21 protein-coding genes are annotated in these 25,742 nt (G+C 63.2%); 18 read left to right on the top strand and 3 right to left on the bottom strand.

Annotated features, from left to right (window positions below; translation table 11 throughout):
- Nucleotides 1-181: 181 nt before the first annotated feature.
- The 12 genes from EDC35_RS01360 to EDC35_RS01305 all read left to right on the top strand — a co-directional run bounded on the left by EDC35_RS01360 (nucleotide 182) and on the right by EDC35_RS01305 (nucleotide 16,710).
- On the top strand, nucleotides 182-1,042 hold the full coding sequence (locus EDC35_RS01360; protein WP_132975042.1) for a (Fe-S)-binding protein: 861 nt from the start codon (nucleotides 182-184) through the stop codon (nucleotides 1,040-1,042).
- A 279-nt stretch (nucleotides 1,043-1,321) separates the two neighbouring features.
- The gene (locus EDC35_RS01355; protein WP_132975041.1) at nucleotides 1,322-6,232 is read left to right on the top strand and encodes a 2-oxoacid:acceptor oxidoreductase family protein; all 4,911 of its coding nucleotides are present in this window, start codon (nucleotides 1,322-1,324) and stop codon (nucleotides 6,230-6,232) included.
- A gap of 89 nt (nucleotides 6,233-6,321) precedes the next feature.
- A complete protein-coding gene (locus EDC35_RS01350) occupies nucleotides 6,322-6,531 on the top strand; it encodes a hypothetical protein (RefSeq protein ID WP_132975040.1) in 210 nt (69 codons plus the stop codon).
- On the top strand, nucleotides 6,524-7,870 hold the full coding sequence (gene rsxC / locus EDC35_RS01345; protein WP_132975039.1) for an electron transport complex subunit RsxC: 1,347 nt from the start codon (nucleotides 6,524-6,526) through the stop codon (nucleotides 7,868-7,870). Before EDC35_RS01350 ends, rsxC begins: the two co-directional genes overlap by 8 nt.
- Nucleotides 7,871-7,873: 3 nt before the next feature.
- Nucleotides 7,874-8,902, top strand: a complete 1,029-nt coding sequence (locus EDC35_RS01340) for an RnfABCDGE type electron transport complex subunit D (RefSeq protein WP_132975038.1) — start codon at nucleotides 7,874-7,876, stop codon at nucleotides 8,900-8,902.
- Between the two features lie 160 nt (nucleotides 8,903-9,062).
- Complete coding sequence (locus EDC35_RS01335; protein ID WP_341539418.1) at nucleotides 9,063-9,752, top strand: RnfABCDGE type electron transport complex subunit G; 690 nt, start codon at nucleotides 9,063-9,065, stop codon at nucleotides 9,750-9,752.
- 17 nt (nucleotides 9,753-9,769) lie between these two features.
- Nucleotides 9,770-10,465, top strand: coding sequence for an electron transport complex subunit RsxE (rsxE, locus tag EDC35_RS01330; protein WP_132975037.1), 696 nt, complete (start codon nucleotides 9,770-9,772; stop codon nucleotides 10,463-10,465).
- Nucleotides 10,455-11,045, top strand: coding sequence for an electron transport complex protein RnfA (locus tag EDC35_RS01325; protein ID WP_132975036.1), 591 nt, complete (start codon nucleotides 10,455-10,457; stop codon nucleotides 11,043-11,045). Before rsxE ends, EDC35_RS01325 begins: the two co-directional genes overlap by 11 nt.
- The gene (locus tag EDC35_RS01320; protein WP_132975035.1) at nucleotides 11,038-11,265 is read left to right on the top strand and encodes a hypothetical protein; all 228 of its coding nucleotides are present in this window, start codon (nucleotides 11,038-11,040) and stop codon (nucleotides 11,263-11,265) included. Before EDC35_RS01325 ends, EDC35_RS01320 begins: the two co-directional genes overlap by 8 nt.
- Before the next feature lie 88 nt (nucleotides 11,266-11,353).
- The gene (locus EDC35_RS01315; protein WP_132975034.1) at nucleotides 11,354-12,208 is read left to right on the top strand and encodes a ferredoxin reductase domain-containing protein; all 855 of its coding nucleotides are present in this window, start codon (nucleotides 11,354-11,356) and stop codon (nucleotides 12,206-12,208) included.
- A 40-nt stretch (nucleotides 12,209-12,248) separates the two neighbouring features.
- Nucleotides 12,249-14,159, top strand: a complete 1,911-nt coding sequence (mutL, locus tag EDC35_RS01310; protein WP_424565283.1) for a DNA mismatch repair endonuclease MutL — start codon at nucleotides 12,249-12,251, stop codon at nucleotides 14,157-14,159.
- Between the two features lie 175 nt (nucleotides 14,160-14,334).
- Nucleotides 14,335-16,710: a tetratricopeptide repeat protein gene (locus EDC35_RS01305; protein WP_132975033.1), complete on the top strand. Its 2,376-nt coding sequence runs from the start codon at nucleotides 14,335-14,337 to the stop codon at nucleotides 16,708-16,710.
- Between the two features lie 223 nt (nucleotides 16,711-16,933).
- Here the strand turns inward: EDC35_RS01305 and EDC35_RS01300 are convergent, their stop codons facing one another.
- Complete coding sequence (locus EDC35_RS01300) at nucleotides 16,934-17,788, bottom strand: SDR family oxidoreductase (RefSeq protein ID WP_132975032.1); 855 nt, start codon at nucleotides 17,786-17,788, stop codon at nucleotides 16,934-16,936.
- Between the two features lie 148 nt (nucleotides 17,789-17,936).
- Between EDC35_RS01300 and EDC35_RS01295 the strand changes: the two genes are divergently transcribed.
- Nucleotides 17,937-18,260: an FmdB family zinc ribbon protein gene (locus EDC35_RS01295; RefSeq protein WP_132975031.1), complete on the top strand. Its 324-nt coding sequence runs from the start codon at nucleotides 17,937-17,939 to the stop codon at nucleotides 18,258-18,260.
- A gap of 131 nt (nucleotides 18,261-18,391) precedes the next feature.
- On the opposite strand, the gene cls is transcribed toward EDC35_RS01295, so the two are convergent.
- Together cls and EDC35_RS01285 are read right to left on the bottom strand one after the other, a co-directional pair.
- Entirely contained in the window at nucleotides 18,392-19,846 is a 1,455-nt protein-coding gene (cls, locus tag EDC35_RS01290; protein WP_132975030.1) for a cardiolipin synthase, read from the bottom strand.
- The gene (locus EDC35_RS01285) at nucleotides 19,843-20,262 is read right to left on the bottom strand and encodes a hypothetical protein (protein ID WP_132975029.1); all 420 of its coding nucleotides are present in this window, start codon (nucleotides 20,260-20,262) and stop codon (nucleotides 19,843-19,845) included. Before EDC35_RS01285 ends, cls begins: the two co-directional genes overlap by 4 nt.
- A 200-nt stretch (nucleotides 20,263-20,462) precedes the next feature.
- Here EDC35_RS01285 and aspS point away from each other — a divergent pair, with 200 nt between their 5' ends.
- From aspS to EDC35_RS01260, 5 genes are read left to right on the top strand one after another with little or no spacing between them, the layout of a single operon-like run.
- Complete coding sequence (gene aspS, locus EDC35_RS01280) at nucleotides 20,463-22,241, top strand: aspartate--tRNA ligase (RefSeq protein ID WP_132975028.1); 1,779 nt, start codon at nucleotides 20,463-20,465, stop codon at nucleotides 22,239-22,241.
- Between the two features lie 9 nt (nucleotides 22,242-22,250).
- Nucleotides 22,251-22,616, top strand: a complete 366-nt coding sequence (locus EDC35_RS01275) for a hypothetical protein (protein WP_132975027.1) — start codon at nucleotides 22,251-22,253, stop codon at nucleotides 22,614-22,616.
- A gap of 40 nt (nucleotides 22,617-22,656) precedes the next feature.
- Nucleotides 22,657-23,103: a dihydroneopterin triphosphate diphosphatase gene (nudB, locus tag EDC35_RS01270; protein WP_132975026.1), complete on the top strand. Its 447-nt coding sequence runs from the start codon at nucleotides 22,657-22,659 to the stop codon at nucleotides 23,101-23,103.
- Between the two features lie 3 nt (nucleotides 23,104-23,106).
- Nucleotides 23,107-24,891, top strand: a complete 1,785-nt coding sequence (locus EDC35_RS01265; RefSeq protein ID WP_132975025.1) for an ABC transporter transmembrane domain-containing protein — start codon at nucleotides 23,107-23,109, stop codon at nucleotides 24,889-24,891.
- Between the two features lie 37 nt (nucleotides 24,892-24,928).
- Nucleotides 24,929-25,741 (top strand): pyruvate, water dikinase regulatory protein, encoded by an 813-nt coding sequence (locus EDC35_RS01260; protein WP_132975024.1) that lies wholly within the window; start codon nucleotides 24,929-24,931, stop codon nucleotides 25,739-25,741.
- Nucleotide 25,742: the final 1 nt, after the last annotated feature.

Genomic DNA, 25,742 nt, shown 5'->3' with positions numbered 1-25,742 from the left:
AATATTCAGGAGCATCAAACGATCATCGTTCGGTAAAGTAGCCTTAATTTTTCTGGCGCCGCCAACGCGATCCTCTTTTGCAGCGATCCTGTCACACCCTTCGGGACGCCTGACCTGGGCGAGTGGTTCCCTTCCTGAATCCCGACTCCCCTGACCGCTTTTTTCCGGATTTGCAGTTTTTATGGCAACCATCCTCACTGCCGTTGGTTTCATGGCAGCGCTCGGCCTGCTGCTCGCCCTGATGCTCGTTATGGCGAACCGACGGCTGTATGTCTATGAAGATCCCCGCATCGATCAGGTCGAGGATCTGCTGCCCAAGGCCAACTGCGGCGCCTGTGGGACGGCCGGCTGTCGCCCCTTTGCTGAGCTGCTGGTGAAGCGTGAGATCGAGCCTTCGCGCTGCACGGCCAATTCCTCGTCGCTGAATCAGGTCATCGCCGATTTTCTGGGCGTCGATCTGGGGGTGGATGAAAAGCGGGTTGCGCGTCTGGCCTGCGCTGGCGGCGGCAATGTTGCCCATGTGCGGGCGACGTATCGTGGCATTCCATCCTGTCGCGCCGCTGCACTGGTCGCTGGCGGCGGACGTGGCTGCGCCTGGGGCTGTCTCGGCTTTGGCGATTGCGAAAAGGCATGCAAATTCGCCGCCATCAGGATGAATGCTCAGGGGTTGCCGGTAATCGACGAGGATCGCTGCACCGCCTGCGGCGATTGCGTGACCCATTGCCCGAAGGATCTCCTGAGCATTGAGCCGCTCAGTCATCGTCTCTGGATCGCCTGCAAAAATCCCGAGTTCGGCGCACTGGCCGAACAGCATTGCGAAGTGGCCTGCACCGCCTGCGGACGCTGCGCCCAGGATTCGCCAGAAGGGCTGATCCAGATCCAGGACGGTCTGGCCGTCATTGATTACACCAAGAACGACCTCGCCTCCAGGGTGGCGCTCGAACGCTGTCCGACCGGCGCCATCGTCTGGCTGGAGTCGGGACGTGTCGAAAAAGGTCGGGATGCCCGCAAGGTTGTCCGTAAGAAAGCGCTGTCAGCTTAAACCGCGCCCAGCACGGTATGTGATTTTTTGATCAGATTTGGCCGCGGCAGACTCAATGACTGTCGGAGTCGGCGCGGTTTAAGGTATTAAATAATATGAGATTTTAAACTGCGTCCCACTGACGCTGGTGACATCTACAGAGCTAAACGCAAATTGAAAATGACGCATGTCGCGTTGGATGCGGTTTAAATCTGACGACTGATAAAAATCCCCTTTGCGCCTTTGCCCGATCTATTTTCAAGGCTGGCGTCATGAAGGTTCAACACGAGATAAAGGCCCATGTTCGGCAAGAAAGACGACAAGCAGTTCAAGTATCCTGGCACCCGTATGGCGATGGACGGGAACACCGCCGTCATCCTCTGCGAGCGCGAGGCGTCCGATGCCGCTGGCGCCTATCCGATCACGCCGTCCACCCAGATGGGCGAATACTGGGCCGAGGAGATCGCCAACGGGCATCTCAACATCTCGGGCAATCCGCTGATCTTCGTCGAACCCGAGTCCGAGCACGCCGCTGCCGCCGTGACCGCCGGCATGTCCATGACCGGGCTGCGCGCGACCAATTTCTCCTCGGCACAGGGCGTGGCCTTCATGCACGAGTCGCTCTATGCCGCCGTCGGCAAGCGTCTGCCCTATGTGCTCAACATCGGCTCGCGCGCCATCACCAAGGCGAGTCTGAACGTCCATTGCGCCCACGACGATTATCACTGCATCGACGACACCGGTTTTTTCCAGGTCTTCGGCAAGAATGCCCAGGAGGCCGCTGACCTCAATCTGATCGCCCGCAAGATCGCTGAACTGACCCTGACCCCGGCGGCGGTCGGCCAGGACGGTTTTCTGACCACGCATCTGATCGAACCGCTGATGGTGCCTGAGCGCGCACTCATCGCCGAATTCTGCGGGCGTCCGGACGACATCATCGAGTGCCCGACCCCGGCCCAGCGTCTGGTCTATGGCCCGACCCGTCGGCGTGTGCCGCTGGTGTGGGACGTGGACCATCCGGTCTCGTCGGGTACGGTGCAGAACCAGGACGCCTACATGCAGGCGGTCGCTGCGCAGCGTCCCTATTTCTTCGACCACATCGAAGAGATCGCCGATCAGGTGATGGACGAATATGCCGCACTGACCGGACGGCGTTATCAGCGCGCCAGCGGTTATCGCTGCGAGGATGCCGAGTATCTGCTCATCGGTCAGGGCAGTCTCATCACCCAGGCCGAGGCGGTCGCCGATTATCTGCGCGAGACCCGCAAACTCAAGGTCGGCGTGGTCAATCTCACCATGTTCCGGCCCTTCCCCGGCGATCTCATCGCGCGTCTGCTCCAGGGCCGGAAGGGCGTCGCCATCCTGGAGCGCACCGATCAGCCGCTGGCCGAGGATCTGCCGATCATGTGCGAGATCCGCGCGGCGCTGACCAAATGCCTGGAAAACGGCATGGCCGGCAAGGGCGAGGCGCTGCCCTATCCGCAGTATCCGACCTACAAAGCAGGCGAGATGCCGCGACTCTATTCCGGCTGCTATGGCCTGGGGTCGCGCGATCTCCAGCCCGAGGGTGTGATCGCAGCGATCGAGAACATGCTGCCCGATGGACCGCAGCGCAAATTCTTCTATCTGTCGATTGATTTCCTGCGTGAAGCGACCGACCCCAAGGACGAGATCCGCATCCAGCAGCTCAAGGACGCCTATCCGCGTCTTGGCGAACTGGCGCTGCGCGGCAGCGAAAATCCCAACCTGCTGCCCAAGGGTGCGGTCACGGTGCGCATGCACTCGGTCGGCGGCTGGGGTGCGGTGACCACCGGCAAGAATCTGGCGATGACCCTCTATGATCTGCTGGGTTTCGACATCCGCGCCAACCCCAAATACGGCTCGGAGAAGAAAGGCCAGCCGACGACCTATTTCCTCTCCGCCGCGCCCGAGCCGATCCGGCTCAACTGCGAATACACCTATGTCGATGTGGTCCTGAGCCCGGATCCCAATGTCTTCACCCACTCCAATCCGCTGTCCGGTCTGGATCGCGGCGGCGCCTTCGTCATCCAGTCCAGCCTGACCGACCCCGAACAGGTGTGGATGAGCTTCCCGCCCGCCGCGCGCCGCTTCATGATCGAGCGCGAGATCCGCGTCTTCTACATCGACGGCTTCAAAATCGCCCGCGAAGAGGCGTCCGATCCCGAGTTGCAGTTCCGTATGCAGGGCAACGCCTTCCAGGGCGCCTTCTTTGCGGCCTCGCCGTTGATGGAGCGCGCCGGGCTGACCGAGGCCGGTCTCTTTGCCGCGATGGAAGAGCAGATCCGCGCCAAGTTCGGCGGCAAGGGCGAGCGCGTGGTGCAGGACAATCTGCGCATCGTGCGGCGCGGTTTCGATGAGATCGTCGAGATCACCGAGAAGCCGATCATTGGCGGGCAGCTTATGCCGCGTCAGGAGGTCGGTCTGCCGGTCATGCTCAAGGCACTGCCTGAGGGCGACGGCGGCGTCACCGATGTCCATCGTTTCTGGGAACAGACCGGCGCCTTCTACGCCACGGGTCGCGGCAGTGACAATCTGGCTGATCCGCAGATGGCCCTGTCGCTGATGCCGGCCTCCACCGGCGTCTATCGCGACATGACCCAGATCCGTTTTTCCTATCCGAAATTCGTTCCCGAGAACTGCACCGCCTGTGGCAACTGTTTCTCGGTCTGTCCGGACAGCGCCATCCCGGGTCTGGTCAATAAAATCTCCGATGTCTTCGCCACCGCCATCGCACGGGTCGAGCGCGGCATGCCGACCCAGCATCTGCGCCGCGAGACACGCAATGTCGAGAAACGTCTGCGCGAACTGGTCGAGGGGGCGGGCGAGTCCGCCGATCTGCGTCTGCTCATGGATCAGGCGGTGCTGGAGACGCTCGCCGCCTTCGCTGGCGAACCGGAACAGAAAACCGTGATGGAACAGGAATTCGGGCTTCTGATGCAGGCGCTCGGCGATTATCAGTTCGCCATCACCAAGCCCTACTGGACCAATCGCGAGAAGAAGCAGAAGGGCAGCGGCGGGCTCTTCAGCATTACCGTGAATCCCTACACCTGCAAAGGCTGCATGGAGTGCATCGAGGTCTGCGGCGACGGTGCACTGATCGACGAACCCCAGACCGATGCCAGCATCCGCCAGATGCAGTCGCGCTGGGGCATGTGGCTCGACCTGCCGACGACCGATCCCGATTTCATCCGCATCGAGAACCTGGACGACAAGGTCGGCGCGCTCGAAACCCTGCTGCTCGACAAGACCAGCTATCAGTCGATGGTGTCGGGCGACGGTTCCTGCATGGGCTGCGGCGAGAAGACGGCGATCCATCTCTTCACCGCCACCGTCACCGCGCTCATGCAGCCGCGCGTCAGGCGCCATGTGGCCGAGATCGAGGATCTCATCAACCGGCTGGAGACCCATGTCCGGCTCAAGCTGGCCGCCAGCATGGATCTGAGCGACAGCGCCGCCATCGCCAAGGCCGTGCAGACCCATCAGGACGGCGATCTGACCCTGTCCAGCCTGTCGGCGGAACTGGAGGGCCGCCATGCACAGCCGGTCGATCCTGACTGGCTGCGCTGGGTCACCGGGCTGCTCGACAAGCTGCGTCATCTCAGGGCGCAGTATGTCAGCCCGCAGCCGCGCGCCAGCCTGGGCTTCGTCAACGCCACCGGCTGCTCGTCGGTGTGGGGCGCGACCTTCCCCTACAACCCCTATCCCTTCCCCTGGTCGAACAACCTCTTCCAGGATGCGCCCTCCATGGCGCTGGGTCTCTTCGAGGGCCACATGCGCCGGATGGGCGAGGGCTTCAAGGCGATCCGTCAGGCGCGTCTGGAGCTGGAAGGCCGCTTCAAGCCGAGCGACCCGCAATCCAGTCTGACCTATTTCGGCTGGAAGGACTTCAGCGACGAGGAATGGCATCTCTGTCCCCCGGTGGTCGCGGTCGGCGGCGACGGGGCCATGTACGACATCGGCTTCCAGAACCTCTCGCGTGCGCTCATGACCGGGCATCCGGTCAAGATCCTGGTGCTCGACACCCAGGCGTATTCCAACACCGGCGGTCAGTCCTGCACCTCGGGCTTCATCGGTCAGGTCGCGGACATGGCGCCCTATGGCAAGCAGTGGAAAGGCAAGACCGAGATCCGCAAGGAAATGGGTCTGATCGGCATGGCGCACCGGACCAGCTTTGTCCTCAGCAGCTCGGCGTCGCACCTGACGCATCTGCTGGAGGGCTATATCGACGGCATCAACTCGCGGCGTCCGGCGCTGTTCAATATCTACACCTCCTGCCAGCCCGAGCATGGCATCGGCGACGACATGTCGAACAGGCATGCCCGCATGGCGGTGGAGTCGCGCGCCTATCCGCTCTTCACCTATAACCCGGATCTGGGCGCGAGCTTCGAGGAATGCTGTTCCATCGCGGGCAATCCGGAACCGGATCGCGACTGGATTTCCTGGACCCTGAAGTACACCAACGACAAGGGTGAGCCGGCGGCGATGGAGGTGCCCTTCACCTTCGCCGATTTCGCCATGACCGAGGGTCGTTTCCGCAAACATTTCCGCAAGGCGCCACCCGAGACCTGGAACGACGCCATGATCCCGCTGGCCGAATTCCTGGATCTGGACGAGGACGGGCGCGACGGGCGTTATCCCTATATCTGGGGCGTGGATGCCAAAAACCGTCTGATGCGCGTGCTGGTCGCCCAGGAGCTGGTGCTGAGCTGCGAGGAGCGGCGCGGCTTCTGGACCCAGTTGCGCGGACTCTGCGGCGGACTGAACCGGGTCGATGTCGAACAGGTACGCAACGAGGCCAAGGCCGAGATGGCGCAGAAGCTTACCGCCAGTCTGCTGGCGATGGCCGGCGGCGATCTTGCGGCCCTGGCAGGCGGCAACGGACACGGCGGCAACGGCGTGGCGGCTGGTGCCAACGGCTCCGGCAACGGGTCATCAGCCGACTGGGAGGCGGTCTGGGTCGAGACCCCCGAATGCACCGCCTGCGACGAATGCATCAACATCAACCCCAGCATTTTCAGGTACAACGGCGACAAAAAGATCGAGATCGCCAATCCCAAAGCGGGATCCTTCAAGGACATCGTCAAGGCCGCTGAAAAATGCAGCGCCGAGTGCATCCATCCGGGGACGCCCTGGAATCCGGCTGAGGCGGATGTGGACAAGCTGCTCAAACGCGCCGCGAAGTACCAGTAATCCGGATTGCGCTGCAATCCGGATGAGGTTGATTTTTTTGGGGTATTAGCCCCTCTCCCCTCGCGGGAGAGGGGTTGGGGAGAGGGGGAATGACTGAGCAGAGCGATCCCGACATGCTGGATGAATATGATTTTTCGGGTGGCATGCGCGGCAAATATGCGGCCAGCTATCGAGAAGGGACGAATCTGGTGAAGCTGGATGACGATGTTGCCGAGATCTTTCGCAGCGCCCGGGAAGTGAATGATGCCCTGCGCTCGTTGGGGCGCATGATCAAAGCCCATCAGCGTGAGCATGGCTGACGTGCTCAACCTCTTTCAGCGCCCGAAAACCTTTGGCCACGGCATCCACCCGGTCGAGCATAAGGAACTGACGGCCGGTCAGCCGATCCGGCGGCTGCCGTTTGCGCCCGAGCTGATCATCCCGCTATCGCAGCACAAGGGGCGTCCGGCGATTCCCGTGGTCAAGGTCGGCCAGGAAGTGGTGCGCGGCGAACCCATCGCTCAGGCCGATGGCTTCGTGTCGGTGCCCATGCATGCGCCGGCCACGGGCGTGATCCGCGCCATCGGTCTGGCGCCGACCGCTGAAGGCCCCAAGACCCCGGCGATTTTTCTCAAGGTCTATCACGCCGCAAGTCAGCAGGTGCTCTACGGTCTGGACTGCGAACCGGAGCGGATGAATGCGAAGAACTTGATTCATGCTGTCCAGGATGCCGGTCTGGTCGGGCTTGGCGGCGGCGCCTTTCCCAGTCATGTCAAGATGAAACCGCCGGGGCGGCGCATCATCGAGACCCTGGTGGTCAACGGTTGCGAGTGCGAGCCTTATCTCACCTGCGATCATCGCATCATGCTGGAGCACACGGATGCCCTGATGCGCGGTATCCGGATCGCGCTGCGGGCGACCCGCGCCGAGCGCGCCATCATCGGCATCGAGGACAACAAGCCCGATGCGCTGGCGCATCTGCGGGCGCGTCTTCCGGCCCATCTGCCGATCACCGTCGAGGCGGTCAAGACCAAATATCCCCAGGGCGCCGAGAAGATGCTCATCAAGAGCCTGCTGGGGCTGGAGATTCCGCCCGGCGGTCTGACGGCGGATGTGGGCGTGGCGGTCTATAACGTCGGCACCCTGGCGCAGATGGGCGATCTGCTGCCCAAAGGCCGGGGACTGATCGAGCGGGTGGTGACGGTCAGCGGGCCGCTGGTCGAGCGCCCCGGCAATTTTATGGTGCCCATCGGCACCCCGCTGCGTTTCCTGCTCAAACAGGTCGGTCTGCATGGCGCCATCGGGCAGGTGATCCTGGGCGGACCCATGATGGGCATGTCGGTCGCCTCGCTGGATGTGCCGGTGACCAAGCCGGTGTCCGGCGTTCTGGTCATGGAACGCGAGGAGAGCAGCCAGAAAGACCTCCGGGTCTATCCCTGCATCAAATGCGGCGAGTGCCTGAACGCCTGCCCGATGTCGCTGAATCCTTCGTTGTTGGGTGAGTTGGCGCTGGTACGCGATTACGCGACCATGGCCGGGCAGCATCATCTCGATCACTGCTTCGAGTGCGGCTGCTGTGCCTATGTCTGCCCGTCCAATATTCCGCTGACCCAGTATTTCCGCATCGCCAAGTCGATCAATCGCGACAGAAAAGGATAAGGCATGGTTAAAGACATCGAAATCCGCTCATCGCCGCATCTCAAGCGGAAGATGACGGTTGACCGGATCATGCGTTCCGTGGTGCTGGCGCTCATGCCGATCAGCGCCTTTGCGGTCTGGCAGTTCGGTCTGAGCGCGCTGCTGCTGCTTGTCACCACAACGGGCGTGGCGGTCCTGACCGAATGGTTCTTTGCCCGTCAGAGCGGTCAGGGCAATACCATTGGCGACTGGTCGGCGGTCATCACCGGGCTGCTGCTGGGCCTGACCCTGCCGCCGGGCTTTCCGCTGTGGATGGCGGCGGTTGCGGCCTTCGTCGCGATCGCGCTGGGCAAGGCGCTCTTCGGCGGACTGGGTTACAACGTCATGAATCCGGCGCTGGTGGGGCGCGCCTTCGTGCAGGCGGCCTTTCCGGTCGCCATCACCACCTGGACCCCGGCCTTCGCGCCGGGGCGTTTCGTCGAGCTGATCCCCTCGACGCTGACGCTGCCCTTCATGCAGCCGGTCCCGGTCGCGGACTGGGTCGCCGGGCTGAACCTGGACGGCTGGACCGGGGCGACCCCGCTGGCGATGCAGAAATTCCAGCATCTCGAAGCGCCGCTGACCGATGCCTTCACCGGCCTGATTGCGGGTTCCGCCGGCGAGACCTCGGCGTTGCTGATCCTGCTCTGCGGGTTGTGGCTGGCCTGGCGGCGGATGCTCGACTGGCGCATCCCGGTCAGCGTGCTGGCTGGCGCGGCCCTGACCGCGCTGCCGTTCTGGCTGCTCGATCCGCACCTCTATCCGAGCCCCGGATTCGTGCTCTGCTCGGGCGGGCTCATGCTCGCCGCCTGGTTCATGGCCAGCGACATGGTCGCCTCGCCGGTGACGGCGAAGGGGGCGATCCTCTATGGACTCTTCATCGGCGTGCTGACGGTCGTCATCCGTCTGTTTGGCGGACTGCCGGAGGGCGTGATGTACGCCATCCTGCTCGGCAACGCCGTCGGCCCGCTGATTTCAAGCTGGACCCAGCCGCGCGTCTATGGCTCGAAGTGACGTTCCAATTAGACAGGATTAACAGGATTAACAGGATTAACAGGATTAACAGGATTAACAGGATTGTCAGGATGAGTCAGAAACAGGAATGTCACCCTCTACAAATCCTGTCAATCCTGAAAAATCCTGTTAATCCTGTCGATTCCCCGCAAGCAGACAAATGATGAATGCCGACGTACAGACTCAACCGCCACCCGCCGCCACGCCGGCCTGGCTCATGCTGCGCACGCTGGTCGTGATCGCCGTGATCTCGGGCCTGCTGGTGGTCGTCGCCTATCAGACGACCTTGCCCCTGATCGCCGACAAACAGCGCATCCTGACCGAGCGGCTGGTCTTTCAGGTGCTGCCGGGCGCGGCCACCAAGCGCGATTTCGTCGTGACCGCCGAAAGGCATCTGGAGCCGGCGTCGGCAGGCGTCGTCGGCGATCCGGTTTATGCGGCCTATGATGCGGCTGGCCGGCTGGTCGGGCTGGCGATCACCGGCACGGGGGCAGGTTATGCAGGGCCGGTGCGGGTGATGTTTGCCTACGATCCGGGCTGCCGGTGCATCACTGGCAGCAAGGTGCTGAAATCCAACGAGACGCCCGGGTTTGGCGACAAGCTGGATACCGATCCCGCCTTTCTTGAGAATTTCAAGGCGCTGGATGCCAGCCTGAACGCCGAGGGCACCGCGCTCGCCAACGCCATCGTCACCGTCAAACATGGCACCAAGACCGATCCCTGGCAGATCGATGCCATCACGGGCGCAACCGTCTCCTCGCGGGCGATGGGCAGGGCGGCGAATCAGGCCGCGCAGCGCGCCATTCCAGCCATCCAGCGCGAGCTGGCGACGCTGTCGCAACCGAACTGACCGGGGAGAGATCAGACATGGCCGAAACAGCCAATCAGGGTGCGGGAAAAGAGGCGTCCGCGTTCCTGTTCGAGCGGGAAGAGTCGCTGACAGCGGATACCTTCATTCGCGGTCTCTGGAAAGAAAATCCAGTGTTCGTCATGCTGCTTGGCATGTGTCCGACGCTGGCCGTCACCAATTCCACCCTGAATGCACTGGGCATGGGGTTGTCTACGACCTTCGTGCTGATTTTCTCGGGCGCGCTGGTGTCTTCGTTGCGCAACTGGATTCCCAAGCAGGTGCGCATCGCCAGCTATATCGTCATCATCGCCACCTTCGTGACCCTGGTCGATTATCTGATTCAGGCGATCAGTCTGGAACTCTATGCCGCGCTCGGCGCCTTTATCCAGCTCATCGTCGTCAACTGCATCATCCTGGGTCGTGCAGAGGCCTACGCCTCCAAGCAACGGTTGCTGCCGACCATCGTCAATAGTCTGGGCACGGGCGTCGGGTTCACCCTGGCCCTCCTGAGTCTGGGCACGGTGCGCGAGTTGCTCGGTAGCGGGAGTATCCTGGGCGTCCAGCTCTTTTCGGACAATTTTCAGGGTTGGGTCATCATGATGCTGCCGCCCGGCGGCTTCTTCGTGCTTGGAACCTGGCTGCTCTTCTTCAACTGGCTGCGTCTGCGCAAGCAACATCCGGCGCCGAGCGGAGCGACCGTCCATGCACGCTGAACCCCTGTCGCTGATCTTTCTCAACGCCGCGCTGGTCAATAATTTCGTGCTGGCGCTCTTTCTCGGCATCTGTCCCTTTCTTGGCGTCTCGGCCAAGAAGGAGACGGCCTGGAACATGGGGCTGGCGACCCTGTTCGTGATGCTGGTGACCTCGGTCGCCGCCTTCGGCATCAACTGGCTGCTGACCGAGCTGGATCTGCTCTTTCTGCGTCTGATCTGCTACATCGCCGTGATTGCCTCGACGGTGCAACTGGTCGAGATGTTCGTGAAGAAGACCAGCCCGACGCTCTTTCGCTCGCTGGGGATCTTTCTGCCGCTCATCACCACCAACTGTGCCATCCTGGGTCTGGCGCTGTTCCAGACCGCGAAGGAATACGATTTCGTGCAGAGTCTGGTCTATGCCACCGGCGCCGGGGCCGGTTTCATGCTGGCCCTGATGCTGATGGCCGGGCTGCGCGAAAAGCTCGCCCTGGCGCGGGTACCGAGCGTGAGTCAGGGCGCGGCCCTGAGTCTGATGCTGGCGGGTCTGCTGTCGCTGGCCTTCATGGGCTTCGCCGGGCTGGGGAGCGGGCATGGTTAAAGTCCTGCTGGCCCCGCTGATCGTCTTCGCCGTGCTGGCCGGTTGGGTCTGGGTGCAATGGCTGTATGCGCGCTTTGCGACGGCAAATCCGCAACTTGGCCCCTTTCGGCGCGAAGACGGCGGCTGTTCCTGCGGCAGCGGCCGGTGCGAGCAGCCGTCATTGGACAGTATTAAAAACAATGGTTTGAAACATCCTGTCCATCCTGGGCAATCCTGTTAATCCTGTCCATTCGAATCCCGTCTATTCGATCAGTCTTTCGTTTTATTGCCCCACAGCCGGCTGGCTGCGGCATTGAGGAATCAGCACGATGAATCAACTTCCACCCGAGATCGGTCCAACCACCGAAGCCGTGCTCAAGCTGTCTCAGCGCATCACCCCGGACACGGCGGAAGAGGTGCGTCATCTGACCCTCGACGTCCTGGATCCGGGTCTGCGCTTCGTCGCGGGGCAGAGCATCGGCGTCGTGGTGCCGGGTCCGCATCCGTTTGGCAATCCCTATCATCTGCGTCGTTATTCCATCGCCAATGCGCAGGGATCAAACGCGGGCGTAACCCTGGACATCCTCGTCCGGCGCTGTTTCTATCTCGACGAGGTCAGCGGCGAGCGTTATCCAGGCATTGCCTCGAATTATCTGTGCGACGCCCAACCGGGCGACCGCATCACACTCAGCGGACCTTATTTGAGCCCGTTCCGCATTCCTCAGAACGAAGACGCCAATCTGCTGATGATCGGCACCGGCACCGGCATTGCGCCGTTTCGCGCCTTCGTCCAGCATATCTATGAACATCAGGGCGGCTGGCGCGGTCAGGTGCGGCTCTACTATGGCGGACGCAGCGGTCTTGATCTCATGTACGCCAATGACGAGATCAGCGACCTTGCCAACTATTACGATGACAAGACCTTCAAGGCCTTCCGCGCGCTCGGCACACGCCCGCTGACAACCTCCTCACAGGCACTGGCGCAGGGTCTTGCCGACCATGCCATCGAGACCTGGCAGCTCATCAACGAACCCGATACCCATGTCTTTCTGTCCGGGCTGGGCAAGGTCGCGCAGGTGTTTGACCGGGTCATGGCCGAACAGGCCGGCTCGCCGGAGACCTGGCAGCAGCTCAAGCGACACCTGATCGAAGACGGTCGCTGGTCCGAATTGATGTACGACTGAAACACGTCTGGCTGTGCAAAGCGGAGCGGAGCAGAGCCACATGGCAGGCGACGACATCGCCGTCCGCCAGCCTGCTTCGGCGTCAGACATGACCAACCCCATCCGTCTGCTTTCCAGTCATCTCGTCAACCAGATCGCCGCTGGCGAGGTGGTCGAGCGTCCGGCCTCGGTCGTCAAGGAACTGATTGAAAACAGTCTGGACGCCGGCTGTACGCGGATCGAGATCGACGTCGAGCAGGGCGGGGTGAAGCGGCTGCGGGTGCGCGACGACGGCGGCGGCATTCCGCGCGAGCAACTGGCGCTGGCGCTGGCGCGGCATGCGACCAGCAAGGTCGTGGATCTGGCCGATCTGGAAGCGGTCGCCACGCTCGGCTTTCGCGGCGAGGCGCTGCCCAGCATCGCCTCGGTGAGCCGGCTGACCCTGACCTCGCGGGCGGCCCTGTCCGGCGCAGACGAAGGGGAGGGGATGGCCTGGGAGGTGACGGTCGGTGCCGATGGACAGATCGAGCCCCTGCGTCCCGCCGCCCATCCGCCGGGGACCAGCGTCGAGATTCGTGATCTCTTCTTCAATGTCCCCGCGCGTCGCAAGTTTCTGCGCACCGAGAAGACAGAGTTCGATCATCTGGAGCAGGTCGTCCGCCGCATCGCCCTGGCGCGACCGGACATCGGTTTCCAGTTGCGCCATAACGGTCGCACGGTGGTGGATCTGGCGGCGACCGGCGACGATGCGGCCCGTCTCGACGCGCGTCTGAAACGGCTGTTGGGCAACGACTTCGTGGAGCAGTCGCTGCCACTTGAGGAGACAGCGGTGGATCTCAGACTCCACGGTTGGGTGATGCGCCCGGCCTTCTCGCGCAGTCAGGCCGACCAGCAGTTTTTCTATGTCAACGGGCGCATGGTCCGCGACAAGCTGGTGTCGCATGCGGTGCGTCAGGCGTTCAGCGACGTGCTGCATCATGGCCGGCATCCGGCCTATCTGCTCTTTCTGGAACTCCCGGCGCGGCTGGTCGATGTCAATGTTCATCCGGCCAAGCATGAGGTCCGTTTTCGCGAAGGCCGACAGGTCCACGATTTCATCTTTCGGGTATTGCGGCGCTGTCTGGGTCTGGGAACGCTGGGAGCCGCATCAGACGCCGGGCGAACGGTGATGCTCCAGGCGGCGGACGGACCTGCCGCGCCGCGCGCCGCGCATCAATCGGACTCGGGTTCGAGTGCGTCAGTGGCATCGCACCCCTTCAATCTGCCGCTCGGCATTCGCGAAACGCCTGATCGCTATCGGGCGGATCTCTATCGGGCGGATCTGGCCTTTCAGCGACCTGTGCCCGAGGGCGCCCCTTCCGCGCCCATCGCTGTTCAAGAATCCGGGATGCCGCCGCTCGGCTATGCCCTGGCGCAGCTCAATGGTGTCTATCTGCTGGCTCAGACGGCGGACGGACTCATCATTGTCGATATCCATGCCGCTCATGAGCGGATCGGTTACGAGCGACTCAAGACCGCCTGGGAGCAGGGACGGGTGGTCAGTCAGCCGCTGCTGATCCCGCTGACCGTGACGGTCAGCCCGCGCGAGGCCGGGCTGCTGGATGAGCAGTCGGAGATGCTGGCGCGGCTCGGGCTGATCATCGATCGCATCGATACCGGTTCGCTGGTCGTGCGCGAGGCGCCGGCCCTGCTGCGGCAGGCGGATCTGTCGCGTCTGGTCCGCGATCTGCTTGCGGATCTGTCCGAGCATGGTCAGAGCACGCGACTCGACGAGGCGGTCCATGCCGTGCTGGCGACCATGGCCTGTCATGGCGCGGTGCGGGCCAATCGGCGCCTGAGTCTGGATGAAATGAATGCGCTGCTGCGGGACATGGAGCGGGTCGAACGCATCGATCAATGCAATCATGGCCGCCCGACCTGGATCCGTCTGACGCACGAGGAATTGGATCGACGTTTTGCGCGCGGTCGCTGACGGCGACGGCGTTTCCCACTTGATGGTGTCTGCTGCGGTGTGCAGGGCATGGCGGTCTTGGCTATCATCCACCGCTTCGCGTTGATTGAAACGGCTGCGGCTGAGATGCCGATCAGGATCTGATCGGGCGCTGGCGTGGCGGATTGGCATTGAGTCTGACTGACTGGAGTACACGATGAAACGATGGTTCAAGGTGGCCCCGCTGGTTCTGTTGCCCGTCCTGCTCGTCGGCTGTGGCGCCGATGAACGCAAGCAGGCCTATTTCGAGCGCGGTCTCACACTGCTGGAAGCGGGCGATTACGATAAGGCCCGGCTCGAATTCAAGAATGTGCTGCAAATCGATCCCAAGGATAGCCAGGCCTGGTACCGACTGGCCGAGGCCGAATCTGCGCGCCAGGATTGGGGTGCGGCCTTTGGTGCCTATAGCAAGGCGGTGGAGCTCGATCCCCAGAATCTGCCGGCGCGCCTGAAACGTGGCCAACTGCTGTTTGACACCAATCAGCTCGATGCGGCGCTGGCGGATGCCGAGATCATCCTGGCCGCCGATCCCGGACTCGCGGACGCCTTGGCGCTGCGTGGTGCGGTGCGTGCGCGGCAGGGCGATCTGGAGCAGGCGACTGCCGATGCCGAAGCGGTCCTGCAATCCGAGCCGAACCATCGCAATGCGCTTGCTTTGCGGGCCGAAATCCATGTCGCCCGGAAGGATCCTGAAGCGGCCCGGCGTCTGCTGGAAACCGCCGTCGCGGCCTATCCGCAGGATGTGCGGTTGCGGCTTGCGCTGGCCAGCGTCTGTCTGGACGGTGGCGACCCGGCGGCGGCGCGCGTGCAACTCGAAAAACTGGTCGCCTCCCAGCCCGGCGAACTGGCGCATGTGGCGCGTCTGGCGGGCTTCCTGACCCAGCAGGGAGACCTGGACGCCGCCGAACAGGCGTTGCAGGCCGCCGTGACCGCCAACCCTGAGCAGCTCCAGGCCCGGCTGCTGCTGGCCGAGTGGACCGCCCGGCAGCGTGGTGTCGAGCCGACCGCGACCCTGCTGAATGGCTGGGTCGCCGCAATGCCCGACGCCTACGAGTTACGCTTTGCGCTTGCGAATCTCTATGCCGCCGCCGCACGTACCGATGACGCCACGGCGGTCTATCGCGCCATCATCGACCGCGATGTGCGCGGTCCTCAGGGATTGCGCGCCCGCAGCAAGCTCGCCGGACTCCTGCTTGCCAATAACCGGCAGGACGAGGCGTCGGCGCTGGTCGCCGAGGTGTTGAAGGACGATCCGCGCGAAACCGATGCCCTGATGGTGCGGGCCGCCATTGCGCTCGGGCGCGATGATGCCGATCAGGCCATTGCGGATGTCCGCAACATTTTGCAGAACGAGCCCAATTCGTTGCCGGCGTTGCGTCTGCTGGCGCGGGCCCATGTGCTGCGCAAGGAAACCGCACTGGCTCAGGATGCGCTGGAAAAGGCGATCAGGGCGGTGCCAACCGAACCTCAGGCCTATCTGGAACTGGCGCAACTGCGGGTTGACACCGGCGATGCCCAGGGTGCCTCGACCGTGCTCCAGAACTTTCTCGAACGTGTTCCGGACAACGATCTCGTGCAGAGCGCCCTGGCGCGCATCCAGTTGAGCCAGCAGGATTGGGCGGCGATGGAGAAAACGGCGGCGGATCTGCTTGCCACCCGTCCCGAACACCCGCTTGGCTATTATTTGAAGGGTTTGATTCTGCAACAGACTGGAAAACCGGAAGAGAGCATTCAGCAATTCGAGATCGCGCTCGCCAAGCGACCCGATGCCATGGAGCCGATGCTGGCGCTGGCGCGGGCCTATGTCGTCATGGGCAAGCCCGAGAAAGCGGAAGAGCGCCTGAAGCAATTATTGGCGGAGCAGCCGGTCAATGCCGCCGCGCTCAATCTGCTGGGACAGGTCTATGTGTCCATGCAGCGTCCGGCGGATGCCCAGGCGCAGTTCCGGCAGGTGATCGCGCTCTATCCCAAATCACCCATCGCCTACGCCCAGCTTGCTGAATTGCAGGGTGGCGGCGGCGATCTGCCAGCCGCCATCGAGACCCTGCGCGCCGGTGTGACGGCCACCAACCGCAATGCCTTTCTGCTCTTCAGGCTCGGCATGGCGCTTCAGGAAAGCGGCAGCGACGAGGCCGTTGATCTCTATGACGAGGTGTTGAAAAGCAATCCGGACGCGGATGCCGTCATCAACAATCTGGCGATGCTGCTGGTCAGGCCGGGGGCCGACCCGGCCCGTCTGGCGCGTGCGCGTGAGCTGACACGGCGTTTCGAGGGCTCGGATCAATGGGTCTTGCTGGATACGCTCGGCTGGGTCCAGTTGCGCAATGGGGAGGCGGAACAGGCCCTCGTCACCCTGGAAAAGGCCGCCAGTCTGATCGAGCCGACGCCTGCGGAGGTGCGCTATCACCTTGGCATGGCCTATGTCGCGCTCGGACGTCAGGATGAGGCCAAGACCCAGCTCACGCGCGCACTGGAGACGGATGACCGTTTTCCCGGAATGGATGAGGCGCGCGCGATCCTGGAGACGCTTTAGGCACTTTCCAGGAAAGTTTTTACCCGCTTGAAAGACCGCCAATGGACAGGATTAACAGGATGATTCATTAGCAAGGTCGTTGTCGTTGTCGTTGTCGATTACGACAACGACAACGACTGTGGCAAAGGTGTTCTTTCGTCGAGTTGTTTCACTTATTTTTGAACTGATCCTGATCCTGTTCATTTGAAATAAATGTTGATCAGGAAAGCAGCTTGGCGGCGGCCTATCCCTCTCCGCCGCGCGACACCCGCGCCAGCACCCAGTCCAGCCCGCTGGTCGGCAGGATGCGCTTGAGCGTGCCGAGCAGATGGGTCGGGAAGGTGACATAATAGCGCGCCTTCGGGCGTGGATGCTCCAGCGCGTGGATGAGCTTGAGGAGGACCGCCGACGGCGGCAGGGTGAACGGCTGCGCCGGGCCTTCCTTGGTCAGTCGCGCCTCAGCCCGTTGATAGGCGTCGCGATGGACGCTCCGTTCGCGGTCGATCCTGTCCAGAAAGGCGCGATGGGCGTTGGCGCGAAAGCGGCTCGCAATCGGCCCCGGCTCGATCAGCGAGACGCTGATTCCCGTGCCCCGCAGCTCCAGACGCAGGGTGTCGCTCAAGCCTTCCAGCGCATATTTGCTGGCGACATAGGCGCCGCGATAGGGGAGTGGGATGAAGCCCAGGATGGAGCTGTTCTGCACGATGCGTCCGTGACCCTGGGCGCGCATGACCGGGATGACCTGACAGGTCAGATCGTGCCAGCCCAGCAGGTTGGTCTCCAGTTGGGCACGCAGCACGTCCCGGCTGAGATCCTCGACCGCGCCCGGCTGTCCGTAGGCGCCATTGTTGAAAAGCGCGTCGAGCCGGCCCTGGGTCAGGTCGAGCGTCTGCGCAACCCCCGTGCGAATGCTGACCGGATCGTCCAGATCCAGCCGGATCGCGGTCAGACCTTCGGCGCCGAGCCGGGCGACATCCTCCGTTTTGCGTGCCGAGGCGATGACGCGCCAGCCGCGCCGCGCGAGTCCGTGGGCGCAGTGGTGGCCGATACCGCTGGAGCAGCCGGTGATGAGGATGGTGCGGGCGTTGTCTGGAGTCATGGGCATCTGGCCGGAATGGCTTGCGGTTCAGGGCATGGCCCCGCATTAAGGCGAATCCCGCGCCGCATCGCAACCCGATTCGATGGCGACGACCGGCCTGCCTGCTGAGGCTGGCGTTGCTCAACTGACAATCATGAGGAAACACATCATGCCGATTTATGAATATCGCTGCGAGAGCTGCGGTCACGAGTTGGAGAAAATACAGAAGATCAGCGATGCGCCGCTGACCGACTGCCCCGCCTGCGGTCAGCCAACTTTGAAAAAGCAGATCTCCGCCGCCGGTTTCCGGCTCAAGGGCGGCGGCTGGTATGAGACCGATTTCAAAAAGGACGGCGATAAAAAGCGGAACCTGCACGACAGCGGTGAGAAAAAGGAGTCGAAGCCGGCGGACGCAGGCGGCTCGGGTTCGTCCAGCGGGACCGACAAGCCAGCGGCCCCGGCCAAGGCGGCTGACAGCAAATCGGCTGCCTGATGTAGAAATTCGGGCGGGCATTGATCCCGCCCATTCCGGGCGTCACGCTGTTGAATCAAGCGATTACAGTGGCGCTGCATCGCCCGGTCAACCGGCCGGTCGTGGATTGAAACACCAAAAATCCATCCAACTCAAAGAATCGGGCCGAGCATGGCAATGGCGTTGTTCAAGAGTCGGCGTCGGCGGGGCCAGGCGGCAACCCTGTCGGCTGTCACCGCCAGCGAGCTGGCGAGATAGCTGTCCTGACGCTGCCGCAGCGCGGCGGTCAGGGTCGGGTCGTGGAGCAGGATGTTGTTCTCGTAGTTCAGATCGAAGCTGCGCCGGTCCATGTTGGCCGAGCCGATCAGCGTCACCTCGCCGTCCAGGGTCAGCGACTTGGTGTGCAGCAGACCGCCCTGGTACTCGTAGATCCTGACGCCGGCACTCAGGAGGTCGGCGTAATAGCTGCGACTCGCCGCACCCACGATCCAACTGTCGTTGCGGGCCGGGAAAACGATCACGGTCTCGACGCCGCGTCGGGCGCTGGCGCACAGCGCGGCCTGAAGGGATTCGTTCGGCACGTAATAAGGTGTGGTGATGACCAGTTCACGCCGGGCGTCATACATCAGGGTCTCGAACAACTCTGGCATGGCTGCATAACGCACGGTCGGGCCGGTCCCGATTACCTGCGCGGCGAATCCGGTTTCCGCAACCTCCAGAGGACGCCGGAGCAGTTCGCGCAGGTCATCGCCCGTGTGCGACATCCAGTCGGCGGCAAAGAGGAACTGATTCTGCCGTGCGACCGGTCCCTCGAAACGCATCATGGCATCCACCCAGGGCGCGTATCGGGGTTTGACCCGAAACGCCGGATCGGCGCAGTTCTGGCTGCCGCAATAGGTGATGTGATTGTCGATGACGACGATCTTGCGGTGGTTGCGCAGATCGATGCGGCCCTTGAGCGGGCGCAGCAGCGGATTGCCGATGGGCAGCGCGCGGGCCAGCCTCACTCCGGCCACGCGCATCGCCTGCCAGTGTGGCGAGCGGATCATCTGTTTCGACCCCAGATCGTCGGCCATGGCGCGACAGCGCACACCACGCGCGGCGGCCCGCTTCAGTGCGGCGACGACCTTGCAGCCGTTGTCGTCCGGCAACCAGATGTAGAAAAGTAGGTGGACCGTCTCCCGCGCCGCGTCGATGTCCGCCACCATCGCCGCGATGGTCGCATCGGAATCCGGCAACAGTCGCGCGCGGTTGCCGCCGACGGGCGCGAAGCCGCTGATGGAGCGGCCCACGCTGAACAGATGCGCCATACGCTCCGGAGGCCGGGCGAGCGCGATGGCCTGGTCCATCCCAGGGGCGGCGACCGGGTCCGGCAGCCCCGCCAGCGTTGCGCGCATCCGCTCGATCCGCCGCCGTCCGATGTTGACCTCGCCGAGCAACAGATAGGCGACGATGCCGACCACGGGGAGCGCCGCCATGACGACGACCCAGGCGATGCGCGAGGCCGGATCGCGGTGCGGACGCAGCAGCACCCGCGCGATCAGTCCGGCCTGAAGCGACAGGTGCAGCGCCAGCAGCAGTGCGGCGATCAGCGGGCTGTTGGTCATGGTGTCCTCCGTTGAGCGGGGGGCTCGACCGGCGCGATGCCCTTTTCCCTGAGCGCGGCGACGATGACCTGAGCGATTCGCTGCACCTCGGCGTCATGAGAAACACCGGTCAGGCGCTGCTTTAACGAGGTGTGGGGACGGATGAAGATTGACCATTGAATTGGCTGCTGCGCATAGCCTTCGCCTTCATCGGCCATGCTGGCGCATCCGATGGTGAACTCCGTTCCTGACGGATTGATGTGCTCGATAAGCCAGCCCCAATCCTCTCCCATCGGATAGCTCGTGATGAGATCCCGTGCCGCGAGCGACGTTGCCAGCCACCACGCCAGCTCGAATCCATAGACGCCGGGATTGCCCTGGCAGTGTTCGGGCAGGACGGGCAGGAACTCGGCGGATGAGAATTCGATTTGCCACATGGTTGTCTCTGCCTCCGTGGCTTGAGCATGATTCGGAGATCCCAGCGTAACTGAAGATTCAACCGATGCGTACCAGTCAATTCCTGCCCGGCTTGCGTTAAGCTTGCACGACCAGTATCTTCCCGGTTTTTTTCATGACGGGGGCGATCCAGCGACGGATGCCGAATCCGTCGATCACAAACAATCAGGGCAAGAGATCAATGCGCACGCATTACTGTGGAGACTTGAACGGCAGCCACGACGGACAGGAGGTCGTACTGTGCGGCTGGGTGCAGCGGCGACGCGACCACGGCGGGGTCATCTTCATCGATCTGCGTGACCGCGAGGGTCTGGTGCAGGTGGTCTTCGATCCGGATCGCGCCGAGATCTTCAGCCGCGCCGAACAGGTGCGCAGCGAATATGTGCTCAAGATCACCGGGCGGGTGCGTCCGCGTCCCGAAGGCACGGTCAACCCGGATCTGCCGACCGGCGCGATCGAGATCCTGGGTCTGGACCTGGAGGTGCTGAACGCCTCCGAGACGCCGCCCATGCAGCTCGATTCGCACGCGGCGGATGCCTCCGAGGAAATCCGTCTGCGTTATCGCTATCTCGATCTGCGCCGCCCGGAGATGCAGTCGCGTCTGCGCACCCGCAGCCAGGTCACGCAGGCGATGCGCCGTTTTCTCGATGAGCACGGCTTTCTCGACATCGAGACGCCGATCCTCACCAAGTCCACCCCCGAAGGTGCACGCGATTATCTGGTCCCCAGCCGCACCCATCCCGGCGAGTTCTTCGCGTTGCCGCAGTCGCCGCAGTTGTTCAAGCAGTTGCTGATGATGTCGGGTCTGGATCGCTATTATCAGATCGCCCGCTGTTTCCGCGACGAGGATCTGCGCGCCGACCGTCAGCCCGAATTCACCCAGCTCGATATCGAGGTCTCCTTCATGACCGAGGACGAGCTGATGAATCTCATGGAGGAGATGATCCGCCTGCTGTTCCGCGAGGTGCAGGGGATCGAGCTGCCCAATCCCTTCCCGCGCCTGACCTATGCCGAGTCGATGCGCCGTTTCGGCTGCGACCGCCCGGATCTGCGCGTGCCGCTGGAACTCATCGATATCGCCGATCTGATGGAAGGGGTCGATTTCCAGGTCTTCGCCGGTCCCGCCAAGGATCCCGACGGGCGCGTGGTGGCGCTGCGTCTGCCCAAGGGCGGCGAGCTGTCGCGCAAAGAGATCGATGGTTACACCCAGTTCGTCGGCATCTATGGGGCCAGAGGGCTGGCCTACATCAAGGTCAACGAGTGGGCAGCAAAGGGCCGCGAGGGTCTGCAATCGCCCATCGTCAAGAACCTGACCGACGCGGCGCTGGAAGGCATCATGGCCCGTACCGGGGCCGTGGATGGCGATCTGATCTTCTTCGGCGCCGACAAGGCCAAGATCGTCAATGAGTCCATCGGCGCGCTGCGCGTCAAGCTGGGTCAGGAACGCGGTCTGCTGGAAGGCGAGTGGCGTCCGTTGTGGGTCATCGATTTCCCGATGTTCGAGGAAGACCCGGCCAATCAGCGCTGGATGGCGCTGCATCATCCCTTCACCGCGCCCAAGGAAGATCAGCTTGATCTGCTCGAAACCAATCCGGGTGCCTGTCTGTCGCGCGCCTATGACATGGTGCTGAACGGCACCGAGATCGGCGGCGGCTCCATCCGTATCCATCGCGATGCGGTGCAGCGTCAGGTGTTCAAGCTCCTGAACATCAGCGACGAGCAGGCTGAGGAGCGTTTCGGCTTCCTGCTCAAGGCGCTGCGGTTCGGCTGCCCGCCACACGGAGGGCTCGCCTTCGGTCTGGACCGGCTGGTGATGCTGATGACCGGCGCGACCTCGATCCGCGATGTCATGGCCTTCCCCAAGACCCAGACCGCCGCCTGTCTGCTGACCGACGCGCCCTCGCCGGTCGATGAGACGCAGCTCAAGGAACTGTCGCTGCGTCTGCGGACGCGGGCCTGAGACAGCGTCATGCCAAACATGAGCATCGAGGTCATCGCCGGGATTGCTTTTGCCGTTTTGATCGTGCTGTCGCTGCTGATGCGGCGGCGACGACCCAAAGAGCGCACATTCAAATGTAGCCGTTGCTCGACGATTGCGGAACATACGCCCCGCACGATTGACGCCTGGCGCTCGGGCAAAACGAAGTTCTTTTGTAATGCCTGTCATGCTCGGTGGTTACGCTCTCATCCCGCTCCTGCTGCACATAACCGTGCAGAACTTGCTCCTGCACATAATCGTGCAGGACGTTCGGAGAGATCGGGATGCCTGGGCATGTTCGCTTTCCTCGTGGCGCTGCCCTTTTTGCTGATCGCCACATGGTGGGGATATGCCTGACGAGTCAGCGGACATTTCACGCGATCAAGGTCTATATGCCATGTCCCAAGACTCTATCAAGCGTCCCCAGTCCGTCCTGGTCGTCATCCATACCCGTGGCGGCGAGTTCCTGCTGATGCGGCGCACCCGACCGACGGGCTTCTGGCAGTCAGTGACCGGAAGTCTCGCCCCCGGCGAGACGCCCCGGCTCGCCGCTGCGCGCGAGGTGATGGAAGAAACCGGACTGCGTGCTGGTGGCGCGCTGATCGATCTGCGTCATTCGGCACTCTTCCCCATCATCCAGTCTTGGCGTCAGCGTTACGCGCCCAATGTCTGTTTCAACCGCGAATACTGGTTTGCGCTGATGCTGGAGACGCGCCGTCTGATTCAGCTCAATCCGCGCGAACATCTGGAATATCGCTGGCTGTCGGCGCAGGCGGCATCCCGGCTCACCGGGTCGCGGACCAACGGCGAGGCCATCCGCGCCCTGGCCGGCGCGCACGGCTGACCCATGCCTCCCAAACCAGCCAACCCCACTGACGGGATCGACCGCCCCGGCACCCGCAATCTGGAATCACTGCTGCGTCTGCTGCGTTTCGCCCGGCCCTATGCCTGGAGACTGACCGGCGCGGTGCTGGCTCTGATGGTCGCCGCCGGTTCGGTGCTCGCCTTCGGACAGGTGATTCGCACCTTGGTCGATTCCGGTCTGGGCAGCGAGTCGCCCGCCGCGCTGGATCGGGCGCTGCTGCTCTTTCTGTCGGTCGTGGTGCTGACGGCGGGCGCGGTGCTGACCCGCAGCTATCTGCTCAACTGGATCGGCGAGCGGGTGGTGGCGGATATCCGCAAGGCGGTCTTTGCGCGCGTCCTGAGTCTGGACGTGAGTTTCTTCGAGACCACGCGCGCGGGCGAGGTGATCTCGCGTCTGACCAGCGACACCGCGCTCTTGCAAGTCGTCGTCGGCTCGACCCTGGCGATGGCGCTGCGCACCTCGCTGCTGATGCTGGGCGGCGTCGCCATGCTGGCGGTCACCAGTCCGGGGCTCACCGGTCTGGTGCTGATCGGTCTGCCCTTCGTCATCGGCCCGGCCTGGATGCTCGGGCGGCGGGTGCGCCGGCTCTCGCGCGCCAGTCAGGATCGCATCGCCGATGTCGGCGCCTACGTCGATGAGGTCATCCACGGCATCCGCACCGTGCAGGCGTTCTGCCATGAGCCGCTCGACCGCCGCCATTATGGCGAACAGGTGGAGGCCGCCTTCGATGTCGCGCTCAGTCGTTCCATGACCAGCGCCGTGCTGGCGGGTGCTGCCACCCTGCTGACCTTCGGCGCCATTGGCGTGGTGCTCTGGATCGGCGGTCATCAGGTGCTGAACGGGACGATCAGCGGCGGCGAGCTTTCGGCCTTTCTCTTCTATGCCGTAGTGGTCGCAGGCGCGGTCGGCTCATTGAGCGAGCTGATGGGCCAACTGCTGCGCGGGGCGGGCGCCAGCGAGCGTCTGATGGAACTGCTCGACGTGCCTTCGGCGATCCTGCCGCCGACACAGCCCGAATCGCTGCCGGCTGCACCGTGTGGTCGGATTGAATTTCAGCAGGTCCGCTTCGTCTATCCGGCGCGTCCCGCGACCCCGGCCCTGTCGGATCTCACGCTCATCGTCGAGCCGGGCGAACGGCTCGCGCTGGTCGGGCCGTCCGGGGCAGGCAAGACCACGCTCTTTCAACTCCTGCTGCGTTTCTATGACCCGGAGGCGGGAACCATCCGCTTCGATGGCATCGACATCCGCAATCTGGATCCGGCTGATCTGCGGGGACGCATCTCACTGGTGCCGCAGGATCCGGTCATCTTCGGCGCCAATGCCTGGGAGAACATCCGCTACGGTCTGGAGTCGGCCAGCGATGCCGAGGTGCGCCGCGCCGCCGAGGCCGCGCACGCAGTCGATTTCCTCGACCGGCTGCCGCAGGGCTTCGATACCTTTCTCGGCGAACGCGGGGTCAGGCTCTCGGGCGGCGAGCGCCAGCGCATCGCCATCGCCCGCACCGTACTGCGCAATCCGACTTTACTGCTGCTGGACGAGGCGACCAGCGCGCTGGACGCTGAAAGCGAGCGGCTGGTGCAGGATGCGCTGGAGTCGCTGATGCGCGGACGCACCAGTATCGTCATCGCCCACCGTCTGGCGACGGTGCGCGATGCCGACCGTATCCTGGTGCTGGATCAGGGACGCATCGTCGCCGCCGGTCGTCATGAGCAGCTTATGGCCGAAGGCGGGCTCTATGCACGGCTGGCCTCGCTTCAGTTCCAGTAGCGGCCTCTTTCGATCACCCTGACCTGGATCATTCCGCATGAGCCGTACCGTTTATTTCGTCTCCGAGAGCACCGGCATCACCGCCGAGACGCTCGGTCACAGCCTGCTGTCGCAGTTCGACACCCTGGACTTCGAGCAGGTCTACATGCCCTATATCAATACCGATCTGCGGGCGAAGGCGTTGACCCAGCGCATGCAGGAGGCCACCGACCGCGACGGGGTGCGGCCAATCGTCTTTGCGACCATGCTCAACAACGAGATCCGCGACATTCTCAAGTCCGGCAACTGTTTCTACATGGAATTGTTCGAGGGGTTCATTGATCCGCTCTCTGCCGAACTGGGTGTGCCGCCGAGCCGCAAATCGGGTCAGAGCCACTCCATCAAGCCCAGTTACTACACCAAGCGGATCGAGGCGATCAATTTTGCGATGGCCAACGACGACGGGATCCGGCCCGATAATTTCCATCGCGCCGATGTGGTGCTGACCGGCGTCTCACGCTCGGGAAAGACCCCGACCTGTCTCTATCTGGCGATGCACTATGGCCTGCGTTCGGCCAACTATCCCATCACCGAGGAAGATTTCGAGCGCGGCGACGTGCCCCAACTGGTCTGGGATTGCCGCCACAAGCTGTTTGCATTGACCATCGATCCGCAGCGGCTGCAACTCATCCGCGAGGAGCGGCGGCCCAACAGCCCCTATTCCTCGCTGGAGCGCTGCCAGGAGGATATCCGTCAGGCGCAGCAGATCTTCAAGCGGCTTCAGATCCCGGTGCTCAACACCACCAGCCAGTCGATCGAGGAGATTTCATCCCATATCATCAAGGGGTTGCGGAGCAATCTCGAACGCTGAA

Source organism: Thiobaca trueperi (assembly GCF_004342175.1).
GTDB lineage: Bacteria > Pseudomonadota > Gammaproteobacteria > Chromatiales > Chromatiaceae > Thiobaca > Thiobaca trueperi.
The sequence above is the reverse complement of the archived record's forward strand: the minus strand, read 5'-3'. Positions and strand labels throughout refer to the sequence as shown.

Coding starts and splice junctions, on each gene's coding strand:
- EDC35_RS01360 (WP_132975042.1), top strand. CDS start 182: ATGGCAACCATCCTCACTGCCGTTGGTTTCATGGCAGCGCTCGGCCTG.
- EDC35_RS01355 (WP_132975041.1), top strand. CDS start 1,322: ATGTTCGGCAAGAAAGACGACAAGCAGTTCAAGTATCCTGGCACCCGT.
- EDC35_RS01350 (WP_132975040.1), top strand. CDS start 6,322: ATGACTGAGCAGAGCGATCCCGACATGCTGGATGAATATGATTTTTCG.
- rsxC (WP_132975039.1), top strand. CDS start 6,524: ATGGCTGACGTGCTCAACCTCTTTCAGCGCCCGAAAACCTTTGGCCAC.
- EDC35_RS01340 (WP_132975038.1), top strand. CDS start 7,874: ATGGTTAAAGACATCGAAATCCGCTCATCGCCGCATCTCAAGCGGAAG.
- EDC35_RS01335 (WP_341539418.1), top strand. CDS start 9,063: ATGATGAATGCCGACGTACAGACTCAACCGCCACCCGCCGCCACGCCG.
- rsxE (WP_132975037.1), top strand. CDS start 9,770: ATGGCCGAAACAGCCAATCAGGGTGCGGGAAAAGAGGCGTCCGCGTTC.
- EDC35_RS01325 (WP_132975036.1), top strand. CDS start 10,455: ATGCACGCTGAACCCCTGTCGCTGATCTTTCTCAACGCCGCGCTGGTC.
- EDC35_RS01320 (WP_132975035.1), top strand. CDS start 11,038: ATGGTTAAAGTCCTGCTGGCCCCGCTGATCGTCTTCGCCGTGCTGGCC.
- EDC35_RS01315 (WP_132975034.1), top strand. CDS start 11,354: ATGAATCAACTTCCACCCGAGATCGGTCCAACCACCGAAGCCGTGCTC.
- mutL (WP_424565283.1), top strand. CDS start 12,249: ATGGCAGGCGACGACATCGCCGTCCGCCAGCCTGCTTCGGCGTCAGAC.
- EDC35_RS01305 (WP_132975033.1), top strand. CDS start 14,335: ATGAAACGATGGTTCAAGGTGGCCCCGCTGGTTCTGTTGCCCGTCCTG.
- EDC35_RS01300 (WP_132975032.1), bottom strand. CDS start 17,788: ATGACTCCAGACAACGCCCGCACCATCCTCATCACCGGCTGCTCCAGC.
- EDC35_RS01295 (WP_132975031.1), top strand. CDS start 17,937: ATGCCGATTTATGAATATCGCTGCGAGAGCTGCGGTCACGAGTTGGAG.
- cls (WP_132975030.1), bottom strand. CDS start 19,846: ATGACCAACAGCCCGCTGATCGCCGCACTGCTGCTGGCGCTGCACCTG.
- EDC35_RS01285 (WP_132975029.1), bottom strand. CDS start 20,262: ATGTGGCAAATCGAATTCTCATCCGCCGAGTTCCTGCCCGTCCTGCCC.
- aspS (WP_132975028.1), top strand. CDS start 20,463: ATGCGCACGCATTACTGTGGAGACTTGAACGGCAGCCACGACGGACAG.
- EDC35_RS01275 (WP_132975027.1), top strand. CDS start 22,251: ATGCCAAACATGAGCATCGAGGTCATCGCCGGGATTGCTTTTGCCGTT.
- nudB (WP_132975026.1), top strand. CDS start 22,657: ATGTCCCAAGACTCTATCAAGCGTCCCCAGTCCGTCCTGGTCGTCATC.
- EDC35_RS01265 (WP_132975025.1), top strand. CDS start 23,107: ATGCCTCCCAAACCAGCCAACCCCACTGACGGGATCGACCGCCCCGGC.
- EDC35_RS01260 (WP_132975024.1), top strand. CDS start 24,929: ATGAGCCGTACCGTTTATTTCGTCTCCGAGAGCACCGGCATCACCGCC.